Annotated in this window: 7 protein-coding genes; 6 read left to right on the forward strand and 1 reads right to left on the reverse strand. The window is 43.2% G+C overall.

The annotated features are described in order from the left end of the window. The first annotated feature begins 6 nt into the window (after positions 1 to 6). A complete protein-coding gene (locus tag LI288_RS04520; RefSeq protein ID WP_227089578.1) occupies positions 7 to 1,665 on the forward strand; it encodes a hypothetical protein in 1,659 nt (552 codons plus the stop codon). A gap of 197 nt (positions 1,666 to 1,862) precedes the next feature. Here the strand turns inward: LI288_RS04520 and LI288_RS04525 are convergent, their stop codons facing one another. Further along, positions 1,863 to 3,065 carry a D-alanyl-D-alanine carboxypeptidase family protein gene (locus LI288_RS04525; RefSeq protein ID WP_227089579.1) on the reverse strand — a complete coding sequence of 401 codons (1,203 nt, stop codon included), beginning with the start codon at positions 3,063 to 3,065 and terminating at the stop codon, positions 1,863 to 1,865. Between the two features lie 186 nt (positions 3,066 to 3,251). Here LI288_RS04525 and LI288_RS04530 point away from each other — a divergent pair, with 186 nt between their 5' ends. The 5 genes from LI288_RS04530 to LI288_RS04550 all read left to right on the forward strand — a co-directional run bounded on the left by LI288_RS04530 (position 3,252) and on the right by LI288_RS04550 (position 12,264). After that, a complete protein-coding gene (locus LI288_RS04530) occupies positions 3,252 to 5,204 on the forward strand; it encodes a diguanylate cyclase domain-containing protein (RefSeq protein WP_227089580.1) in 1,953 nt (650 codons plus the stop codon). Between the two features lie 154 nt (positions 5,205 to 5,358). After that, complete coding sequence (locus LI288_RS04535; protein ID WP_227089581.1) at positions 5,359 to 6,690, forward strand: replication-associated recombination protein A; 1,332 nt, start codon at positions 5,359 to 5,361, stop codon at positions 6,688 to 6,690. Then, on the forward strand, positions 6,687 to 10,238 hold the full coding sequence (locus LI288_RS04540; protein ID WP_227089582.1) for a DUF5717 family protein: 3,552 nt from the start codon (positions 6,687 to 6,689) through the stop codon (positions 10,236 to 10,238). The genes LI288_RS04535 and LI288_RS04540 overlap by 4 nt, the downstream gene beginning before the upstream one ends. Positions 10,239 to 10,276: 38 nt before the next feature. After that, positions 10,277 to 11,440, forward strand: coding sequence for a DUF5716 family protein (locus tag LI288_RS04545; RefSeq protein WP_227089583.1), 1,164 nt, complete (start codon positions 10,277 to 10,279; stop codon positions 11,438 to 11,440). Between the two features lie 2 nt (positions 11,441 to 11,442). Beyond that, on the forward strand, positions 11,443 to 12,264 hold the full coding sequence (locus tag LI288_RS04550; RefSeq protein ID WP_227089584.1) for a hypothetical protein: 822 nt from the start codon (positions 11,443 to 11,445) through the stop codon (positions 12,262 to 12,264). Positions 12,265 to 12,272 lie beyond the last annotated feature (8 nt).

The following is a 12,272-nucleotide window of genomic DNA, read 5'->3' on the forward strand; positions in this document are numbered from 1 at the left end:
ATCGCCATGAAATGTCCGAAATGTGGTCAGGAGTATGAGGGCAGTGCCTGCCCGAATTGTGAACCGGGACCAGAGATTATCGTCAATAATGCAGATTATCTGAGGAGAAAAGAGGCGTATGAAAAGAAGCAGGCTGAAAAAGAGTCTGCTTCTTCTCACGCAGACAAGCCGCAGAAAGAACCGGAAGAGGAAAACGCCGATGACCGCAGAGCAGTAAAAAAGAAGCCACAGGAACAGCCGGAGTATGAGGAAATCGATTATCTGGGTATGATGAAAAAGGTGTATGATACCGGAAAAGAAGCAGCAGGCAGTGCCGCAGAGGAGCTAAAGAAACGAAAAGGCTTTTTTAGCAGATACCGGAAACGGATTATCGCGGCAGTGCTGGTTGTATGTGTACTGGCAGGCGGCGGATTTGGCATTTACAAGCTTGCTTCCCGTAAAAATTATGTGCTTTATATGAGTTCCGGTGCAAAGATTTACAATGTTGCAGGGCTGGAAAATAATTATGTGTGTGAAAATAAGCAGGCGGTTTTTGCAGTCGATAACCGTACATTTTACACGCCGCAGTTTCCACAGCAGATTGATGCCGATGCGGTGACAAATACGCTTGCAAGCGACAACGGGGAATATTTTGCGGCAACCGTCTATGATGAGGGCAGTGCGCAGTATGCGCTGTATACATGGAAAGATGGACAGGATGCGGTACAGGTGTCTAAAAATGCCTATGATAAAGATATCGGTTATATTACGAATAAAGGAAAAGTTATTTATTCCGATGTCGAGGTTGTCAATGAGGAAGGCGGACTCGGAGCTATGCAGTTATATGTATACGATGCGTCCGGAAAGCTTACACTCATAGAAGGGCAGTTAAAGGAATATTTTGTGTATGCGGCAGAAGAAAAAATTGCCTGCTACAACAAGAATAATGTATTGTATCTGTATGATTATGATGAGAATAAAAAAGAAAATGAATTATCTGACAGTGTCAGAAGCGTGTATGCAGAAAGTGCGAAGGCAGATAACTTTTTTACGGCAAAGGCAGATACGGTAAATACTTCAAAGAATGCCCATGCGCTGATTTTCAGTGACGACGGTGAGTGGTACTACTACAACATTTCAGAACAAAAGACAAAGTATATGATGCAGGAACTGTCATCTTCCGTAGAAATAATTTATGAGGAAAAGGCAGGGTATCTGTATCTTTTAGCGCCGAATAAAATTACCTATGCGGAATTGTCACAAGACGGTATTAAAGAACGTGTGCAGGTTGATACACTGCTGCAGGCAGATTATGAGTATCTTCCGGCGGATAATATACTGGTGTACATTAATGCAGACGGTACACTCTGTTACAGTGAAAAAGGAAAGAAAAGCGGGATTACATCCGGCGTCACGGCAGGAACACTCAGCAGTGTGGACAATACACAGAACGGTATTACTTATATCAAAGACGGTGTGCAGTATTATTGTGCATCGGTAAAGGGCAGTCCTGTAAAAATGTGTGAGCAGACGGAACAGACAGACACGGCATATACACTGCTGTATAAAAACAGGCTGTATTTTTACGATGCCGACGGACAGCTTTATTCCTGTGCAAAAAAAGGGAATGGGCTTGAGAAGGTTGGCGATGTCAGCCGTTTCTGGCTTGGAACAAAATATCAGTAAAACGGTAAAGTATTTAATGCAACAGTACCGGGCAGAAAGACGATAATCTGCCGGTGCGGGTGCAAAGTAAAAAAGGACGGAATCAACAGTATCTGAAACAGATTTAAGTTTCAGATACCGGGGATTCCGTTTTTTGCGGCTTATTGTATGCTGTTATATCGTTTTTTTATCCTGTACGGTTATGCTGTATTTCTAAATCACGCGGCACCGGTAAGTTTCCGGAACATTTTAAACAGTGCATCGCCGTATGTGGCAGAAGAAACAGACTGTGCGGCAGTGATATCGACCGTGCCGAGGGTCTTTCCGTCCAATGTGTATGTCAGGGTGCCGATGACGTCCCCCTCGTTTACAGGTGCTGTGACTGTTTCAGGGAGAGTCAGTTGTTTTTCGATGCTGGCGGTATCGACAGGTTCTAAGAATAAGGTCGAAAATTCTTTTGCATAGGAAAGTGAAAGCGTATCGCACTGCCCACCGGATACGGATAGGTTTGGGAGCTGCGGCATTTCAGTATCGTGATAAATGTCGCATACACTATATCCGTAATTCAGCAGCGTTACGGCATCTGAAAAACGGGTCTTACTGTCGGGAGCAGCCATGATAACGGCAATTAATTCAACACCGTCTTTATTGGCGGTTGCAGAAAGACAGCATTTGGCAAGTCCGGTAGAACCGGTCTTTAAGCCTGTTGCCCACTGATATTGTTTAATAAGCTTATTCGTGTTTGTCAGACCGAACTCACTTTCGCCTTTGCGGGTAACGTGCGTAATCGTATCCATCCAGATAGTTGAGTAATTGTGAATCTGAGGATACTGCACAATCAGTTCACGGCTCATCAGGGCAACATCCCTTGCAGTTGACATATGCCCGTCTGTATCCAGTCCGCAGCAGTTGATAAAAGTAGTGTTATTCATGCCAAGTCCTTTGGCACGCTCATTCATTTTGGCAACGAAGCCCTCCTCGCTGCCGGCAATCAGTTCCGCCATGGCAACACAGGCATCGTTGGCACTGGCAACACTGATACATTTAATCATGGTTTCGACCGTCTGTGTTTCGCCGGGTTCTAAAAAGACCTGGCTGCCGCCCATGGAAGCGGCATATTCGGATACGGTCACATCGTCGGTCAGGTTGATTTTACCGGAGTTTAATGCATCAAAAATCAGAATTAATGTCATGATTTTTGTAATGCTTGCGGGGTGTAAGACTGTATCGGCATCTTTTTCATAAATCACCTGTCCGGTGGAAGCTTCCATTAAAATGGCGGCGGGCGAGGTAATGGCAGGACCATTGTCGGAATTTCCGGCATATGTAATGCAGGGGAAAACGGAGGTTAACAAAAAACATACGGAAAGAAGTAGGGCAGTCAGACGGACTGCCGGATAAAGAAGCACAGTTTTACGCATAAGAAGCTCATTTCCGCTAAAAAGCAATTCATTTTCTTAATGCAGTATATGAAATAGACTTAATTTGTATGCTTTTGCTGTATTTTTTTGTGAAAAATAGGCAAATCTGCTTTCGGGTAGTGAAATTTGAAAAAAAATATGTTATATTTCTTATTATTGGGTTTACTAGAGCCTGTGGAGGAATAAATGAGTAGTAATGTAAAAGATGTTATTTATTCTGTTTACAGAATACGGATGAGTGATTACCGTATTATCTCGGCAGATGAAAATTTTGAGAAACTGACAGGATATACTGAAAAAGATTACAGAGAAAATCAATTAAAACATACCGATTTGATTCCGGCAGAAGATATCGTTGAATATATAGAAAAGATGATGCAGATACGCAGGAACCAGAACGAAAATATACAGGAACACCGTCTGGTAAAAAAGAATGGCGATATCATTGTAGTTTTCTGTTATGGAAAAATCTACAAAGATGAAAAGACCGGGGAAATGCAGGCGCAGATTATTGTTTCAGATGTTACCGATACAGCGCCGCTTTCCCAGGTTAAAATAGAAAACAGCAGTTATATGGAAATATCAGAACATGATATGCTTACAGGCCTTTATAACCGAGGCAGTTTTGAAAAACGGGTAAATCACGATTTAGCACTGCTTAATGATGGCAACTGTGCGATTATTGTAATGGATATCCGTGAATTAAAATGGATTAACGACACATACGGACGTTCCGCGGGGGACATGGTAATCAACAATATGGCTGCCAATATGGTATCTATATTCCGTTCCGATGTGGTGATGTCCCGTATTGGCGGCGATGAGTTCTGTCTGTATATTCCACTGTACGAAGAAAAGATGCAGCAGCAGTATATGGATAAAATTATGCAGGTAGCAGAGCAGACAACAATTACCGGATATCCGGATGTGCGGATAAAAGTGACAGTGGGAACAGCGGTGAGTTCACGTTTCGGCACAGATTTCTGGCAGCTTTACAGCAGCGCGGAAACGGCGTTAAAACAGGCAAAAGAAAAGGGAATGACAGGTGTTTCCGTACAGGCTGACAATCCGGTATATAAAGAGGCATATACAGAATCCATTCTTGTAGTAATGGCAAATGATGGTATCCAGCATATGGTGGGGGATATCTTTATGGGAAAATATAAAATTATTAAAGCGGATACCAGTCAGGAGGCAATCGAGATTGTTGATGAAAAAAAAGATTCTCTGTGTCTGGTGCTGACGGAAATGTATGCCAATGGGATAAACGGTTTTGATTTACTTGATTATATGCGGAAAATGGATTATATCGATAATGTTCCGGTTGTTTTTTTATCCAGTGAATATATAGAAGATGTCTATAAAAATGCATTTGCACATGGTGTTATTGATATTGTGACAAGTCCGATTGATACATACAGCTTCAGCAGCCGCTTAAATAACATCATTGATTTATATAAACACAAAAATGCGTTAGAAGAAAAGACCATGCGTCAGACCCGGAAGATACAGCGGCTGAATGAAAAAATTATTGAATCTCTGGGCAATGTTGTAGAATTCCGTGATGTGGAATCCGGTGCGCATATTAAGCGTGTGAAATTTTTTACAAAAATCCTGGCGGAATGTGCAAAAGAGGAATGCCCGGAATATGGACTGACCCAGAACGATATTGATATGATTGTACAGGCATCGCCATTACATGATGTGGGAAAAATTTCAATTTCCGATACGATTCTGCTAAAGCCGGGAAAACTCACACCGGAAGAATTTGAGATTATGAAGACCCACACAACGAAGGGATATGATATTATCCTTCGTATTTTTAACGATGAAGGGGAAGAAGAATATATGCAGTACTGCTCGCAGATTGCAAGGTATCATCATGAAAAATACGATGGGGGCGGATATCCGGAAGGACTTACAGGAGATGAAATTCCAATTGGTGCACAGCTGGTGTCACTGGCAGATGTCTATGATGCGCTGATTAGTAAACGCTGTTACAAACCGTCATTTTCATATGATACAGCTTATCAGATGATTCTGGACGGAGAGTGCGGTATATTTAACCCAAGATTATTACAATGCTTTATAAAGAAAAAGAATGAATTAGAGGCAATGGCAGAACAGTTTAAAGACTAAAAGGGGATAGTGTGAAAAAGCCTTAAATCAAAGCTTTTTCACACAGGGATTTGTTTTTGAGCAAAAACAAATCCCCTTGATGGCAGATGAGGAACCGCCTGCGCGGATTTCTCATCGCCCCTTCGCAACAAGTTGCCAAGGAATGAGGATAACTATGGATTTATTTGATTATATGCGTGAAAATACAATAAAGCAGGAATCGCCGTTAGCATCTCGTTTAAGACCGCAGACACTGGATGAAGTGGTGGGGCAGCAGCATATTATCGGAAAGGACAAGCTGCTCTACCGCGCCATTCAGGCAGATAAATTAAGCTCCATTATTTTTTACGGACCGCCGGGAACGGGAAAGACGACACTGGCAAAGGTCATTGCCCATACGACTAGTGCGGCATTTGAACAGATTAATGCGACTGTTGCCGGGAAAAAAGATATGGAAGACATTGTTGCCAAGGCAAAAGATAATCTCGGCATGTACGGTAAAAAGACGATATTGTTTGTCGATGAAATTCATCGTTTTAATAAAGGACAGCAGGATTATCTGTTACCGTATGTGGAGGATGGGACGCTGATTTTAATCGGAGCGACAACGGAAAATCCCTATTTTGAAGTCAACGGCGCTCTTTTATCCCGCTCGGTTATTTTTGAATTAAAGCCGCTTGAAAAAGAAGATATTAAAAAGCTGATTGTGCGTGCCGTACAGGACGAAAAAAAAGGCATGGGCAGCTTCCATGCACAGATTGACGAAGATGCGCTGGAATTTCTTGCAGACGTAGCAAACGGCGATGCAAGAAGTGCGTTAAATGCAGTAGAACTGGGAATTCTTACAACGGCAAAATCAGAAGACGGAAAAGTGCATATCACACTGGATACGGCACAGGAATGTATCCAGAAGCGTGTGATCCGCTATGATAAAACAGGCGATAACCACTATGATACGATTTCAGCATTTATTAAGAGTATGCGCGGCTCAGACCCGGATGCCACCGCCTATTATCTGGCAAGAATGTTATATGCCGGGGAGGATGTGCGGTTTATTGCAAGGCGGATTTTAATCTGTGCGAGTGAAGATGTGGGCAATGCAGACCCGCAGGCATTGGTAGTTGCTTCGGCGGCGGCACAGGCGGTTGAGCGGCTCGGTATGCCGGAAGCACGGATTACGCTTTCACAGGCGGCGTTGTATGTGGCATGCGCACCGAAAAGCAATGCGGCTTATATGGCAGTCGATAAGGCAATGGAAGTGGTAAAAACACAAAAGACCGCTCCAATTCCGGCACATTTGCAGGATGCCCACTATAAGAGTGCGGCAAAGCTAGGTCACGGTGCAGGGTATCTGTATGCACATGATTATAAGAACCACTATGTCAGACAGCAGTATCTGCCGGATGCATTAAAAGACAGTCGTTTTTATGAAATGACAGAAATCGGTTACGAGAAAAAGATGAAAGAGCATTTAGATAAAATCAAAGCGGAGGCTGATTCCGAATGAAGGAGTATATCAATCGATTAGCAAGAGGAAAATTTACATATCAAAGACCGGAATTAGAAGTGCAGGATTATACGCTGACCGGCAGTGTCACGGCAGGCGGACAGGGAATGTTTACGTTCCGGTTTACGGCATCACAGCCGGCTTACGGCATTGTATTATCCAGTCATGCACGTGTCCGCATTGAAAAACCCCAGTTTGGCACGACACCGGCAGAGATAGTTTATACGGTAGATGCCGCGGATTTAAAAGAAGGTACGGTGATTCAGGGACAGTTTTATATTGTCAGCAGTGCGGGTGAAAAAAGCGTATCTTATGAATACACGGTTGAAGCGCAGAAGGTCATGACCAGCATGGGAGCAGCAGGCAGTATGTTTCATTTTGCCAATCTTGTACAGACTTCACCGGAGGAGGCAGCAGGCTTTTTTTTATCGCCGGATTTTAAACGGATATTTTTAAAAAACGATCCGGTACAGACCAATATTTATGATGTGGTAAAAGGCGCTAAAAACGGCAGTGAAGCCAACGTTTATGCAGCAATGGAAGAATTTTTAATTGCCGTGCGGAAAAAATCACCGGTTGGCATAGATGTTTTTCCGCAGACAAAGACATTTGCGGATTTTACGGAAAGCGTGAAAGAGCGTATAACGATTACCAGGAGCGGCTGGGGGTATACGGAGCTTACGGTTGAAACGGATGTACCGTTTATCTGTCCGAAGATAACACGCATTACGTCTGAGAATTTTACGGGCAATAAGTATGAACTGGAATATGTCATTGATGCGGACAAGCTGCACGCGGGCAGGAACTGGGGCAGAATGACAATCTGTTCTTTTACGCAGAAATATACGGTTGAAATTGAAGTAGACTGCGCCGGACAGGAAAATACGCACCGTGAGAAAAAGCAGGCGGTGCTTGCACTGGTTCAGGAATATTTAAGTTTCAGAATGAAGCGGGAAGACAAGCGGGCATGGCAGGACAAATCTTTACAGATTATAGAACGCATGCGCGGTATCTGCGATGACGATATTTTTTTCAAGCTGGCACAGGCACAGATTCTGCTGGTGCAGAACCGCAGTGATGAAGCCGGCTGGCTGATTGACAATGTCAGGGATTTTCTTGAAGAAAATAAGGACAGCCATGTGGAATTGTACTGTTATTACCTGTATGTCAGTGCAATGTATTATAAAGATAAGTCCTATACCTTTGCGGCAGTTAAGGTAATCCGGGATTATTATGAAAACGGCTATGATACGTGGCGCGTTCTGTGGGTTTTATTTTATCTGGATGCTGCGGAAGATGCAAATAAGAGCATTAAGCTTTTACGGATTAAGGATGCATACCACAATGGCTGTGTAAGTCCTGTGATGTATTATGAAGCGTTACAGATTTTAAATGCACAGCCGGAGCTTTTGCGTGTGTTAAACGATTTTGAACTGCACATTTTACAGTTCGGCTGTAAGTACGGCATAATTTCCACGAAACTGACTTTGTATGTGTGTGAAATGATTGCAAACGGTAAAGTGGCAGATATGCAGTATTTAAGACTGCTTAAAGCATTAAACGACTTTTTTGACAAGGATGAAATCTTAACCGTACTTGTTACACATATGATCCGCAATGAGCTGATTGGACCGGAATATGCAGGACTGTACGAGAAGGGAATTCTGCGTGGACTCCGCATTACGCGTCTGTATGAATTTTATATAGAAAGTTTAGATAAAAAAGAATTAAAACGCCTGCCGCAGATTGTACTGCGTTACTTTACATATGAGAGCAGTTTAAGTACAAAAAGCAAGGCATATCTGTATGCGGACATTTTAAAAAATCACAGCAGTTCCAGAGAAATCATGAACACGTATGCACCGCAGATAGAGCGGTTTGCCTATGGGCAGATGAAAAAGGGATATATTGATCCTTATCTGGAAGTGATTTATGGATGGCTGTTTCAGAATGTCGGTGTCAATGAAGAAACGGCACCATTCTTGTCAAGATACTTATTTACATACCGTATTACCGTATTCAATGACAAGATTGAGTCGGTGCTGGTAAAGCACAAGGAACTGCGCAAGGGACAGCGCTGTACGCTGGTGGGACGGACTGCCTATGTGCAGATGTATACAAGGGACTGCATTCTGATGTTTGAAGATGCAGGCAAACAGGTACATAAAGGCAGTATCCAGTATGAAATCGAGAGGGTTTATGATAATCCGGCATATTTAAAAGCGCTGGATGATTATTGCAGCAAAGATATTTATCTGCTGCTGAACTGGTTTGAACAAAGCTTAGAACAGCGTAAAAACGATGAAGAAGCCTGCGCAGTCTGTCTTGCATTGATGGCAGACGGCAATGTCAACCAGCTTACAAGAAACCGGTTAAACAGCTGGCAGATACAGTATTATCATGAATATTATCATGGCGAAGATTTTGGAGAACGCTATGAAAAGATTTTAAAAGAAGAATTGCAGATACACGATGCAGCGCTGCTGATTGAAACGTGTATTGCAGAAGGCATGTATGAGGATGCTTTTGATTTGGTATGTGAATACGGTTTTGAAGAAGCCGCACCGGCAAAGCTTTTACGTATGGCAAGAAATATGATTCTGTTAAGACCGCAGGAATACAATGAAAAATTGCTGGCGTGCTGTATTCATGTGTTTGATGAGGGCAAGTATGACGAAAATGTACTGGCATATTTAGAACAGTTTTATCAGGCAAAGTCCGATAAAATGATGAAAGTATGGCGTGCCTGTGCAGGATTTAGGGTGCCGTGCCAGACACTGGCAGAGCGGATACTGGTGGAACGGCTATTTACAGGAAATTTATCTGGCAGAATTCCGGAAGTTTTTACGTATTATCGTCAGCAGCTGCCGGATGCGGCGGTTGAAATGGCTTATCTGGCAGAAAATGCGTACCGTTATTTTGTGAAACACGAAACGGCAGACGAACAGGTCTTTACCTGTATCGGCGGATATTTGCTGGAAAATAAAAAAATGCCGCCGGTGTGTGGTATGGCATATTTAAAATACCATACGCAGTTTGGACAGGAACAGCTTGGCGGTACACATATGCTGTTACTGCAAAAGCTGATGGATATGCTGTGTGCGGAAAATATTTTCTTTTCATTTTATGAGCAGTATAAGGGGATACTTTCCCTTCCGTATAATGCGGCAGACAAAACAACTGTAGAGTATTATGCACCGGAAAACAGCAAAGTACAGATATTCTACCGTCATGATGATAAGGAAGAATATCAAAGTGAAGTGTTATCCTGTGTGGCAGGCGGTGTTTATGCAAAGAGCTTTTCTTTGTTTTACGGGGAAAGCATACAGTACTATTTTCTGGAAGATGACGGAAAGAAAAAGAAAAAAACACAGGATGCCAGCCTGCTTTGTAACAATGTGACACCAAAAGAGCCACAGGGACGTTTTGATTATTTAAATGATATGCTTGTCAGCATGGAAATGCATGATATGGCAACCATGAAAAAACTCATGCAGGGGTACTGCGTGCAGGATTACGTTGTGGAACAGATGTTTCAGCCTTTTTAAGAATGAAGGAGCTGCGCAGGCGGCAGAAGGAGATTGAATTGATAGTTGGAATAGATATCGGGCAGGAAAGTTCCCAAATCTGCTATTATGATGAACAGCAAAGACAGCCGGTATCGGTAAGCGTTGTAAATTCCGTGGACAACCGGCAGAAGTATCAGTTTGGATTTATGCTATCTGGTGCCACTCAGGATAATTTAAAAGAACTTCTTTGTACGCTGCTTGCGCTGCTTCCAAAAAACGGGCGAAAGGCAGGAGAACGGGATTCTATCTGTGTCACCGTCAGTGATTTTTCAAAGCCGGTATTAGAAAAACTTTCGGCGGCGGTACAGCTTACAGGGTATGCAAAGGAAAACTGGAGTTTTATCAGCCATGAGGAAGCTTATGCGTATTACGCTTTTTCACAGAAAAAAGAGCTGTACGTCAACGGCGCGGTTTTACTCGATTACAGAGAAGACGGACTGCATACGCATTATATGACGATTGTAAAAAAAAGCGGTCAGGAAATGATACCGGAGGAAAGCCACGTTTACAGCTCCGAAATGATTTGTTCCGTGCCGCAAAAACGGAAAACACTGGCGCAGGCTGAAAAAGAACTGATACACTGTGTGCAGGATGCATTAAAGGATAAAATCGTATCTGCGGTATATCTGACGGGAGCCGGTTTTGAAGCAGAAAATCTGCCCAAGGAACTGACCCATGTGCTGTGCGCGCGCAGAAAAGCATTTGCGGGACAGAATCTGTTTGTAAAAGGTGCTGCATATGCTGCATTAAAGGAAGACACTTCTGCCGGTCATAGCAGCGGCAGACTGCTGGCGTGCAGAAACCGCATTACCACGGGGCTTGAATTGAATATCAAAGAACGCGGCGAGGAAAAGCGGTTCCGCATGGTCAGACCGGGAACGAACTGGTACGAAGCCGGACGCAGTGTGGAACTGATACTGGAAGATATGAGAACGATTCCTGTTATTTTGCACAGGTGTGACACCGGATATGAATGGACACAGGAAATTGACATCAGTGCGATACCGTTCCGCCAGGGCAGGATGACAAGAGTGGCTTTTGAAGTCCGTTTTGACAGTGACAGCCATTGCGTGGTACGGATAGAAGATATGGGCTTTGGCGGATTTGTCAAAAGTTCCGGGGTTGTAGTGGAAGAAGAAATAAATTTGGAAACAGACAAAATTGCACAGAAAGAGGAATGAATATGAGCGGAATCATTTTATGCCGGACCGGGCGGGCATTAAAGCCGCTGGTTTTGGAGGAACCGGGGGTACAAATCTATTCACTGGAAGAATTGTGCTATTATATATACAACAATATCTATATTCTGACCAATGCATTTTTAGATGAAAAACTTATTGCGTTTATCCGGACAGAGATTAAGGAACCGTTATTGGCAGACAAGCTTGAGCAGTTGAAGCGTGAAAATGCAGGGCTGGCGGAAGCGGTTGTGACCATTTTAAAGTATGTGGATTATTATGATACGGCAGAAATTGAACAGGTAAAGGACCTGCTTGCGATGCTGGATACACAGAATGTCTATGAACGGATGAAAATGCGTGCAGACCGGTTTCTTGAAAAAGGCTGCTATTATAGTGCAATCAGCAATTATGATAAAATTGTAAATGGAGAGCGCGACATCAATCTTTCAGGGCTGTTTTACGCAAAGGTCTATCACAATCTGGGAACTGCCTATGCCAGAATGTTCTTCTTTGAAAAAGCGGCAAAGTATTTTGAAGAAGCGTATAAAATCGGTCAGCATGAAAAGTCCCGGAAATGTTATCTTGCGGCATGCCGTATGGCAGAGGGTGAGGAACAGATACAGGATATGCAGGCACCGGAAGAAGAACAGGTGCTGCAAAGAGAACTGGAACTGCTTACAGACAATGCACGTTACAGCGATGAATACCGTGCGATGCAGAAAATGGAACACTTAAAATCCGACGGTGAAGTAGCACAGTATTATAAGGCGATTGATGACTGCATGGACAGATGGAAAGCGCAGTATAAAAGGTATACGTCATAGACGGATGA

It is taken from the genome of Lachnospira pectinoschiza, assembly GCF_020564355.1.
GTDB lineage: Bacteria > Bacillota > Clostridia > Lachnospirales > Lachnospiraceae > Lachnospira > Lachnospira intestinalis.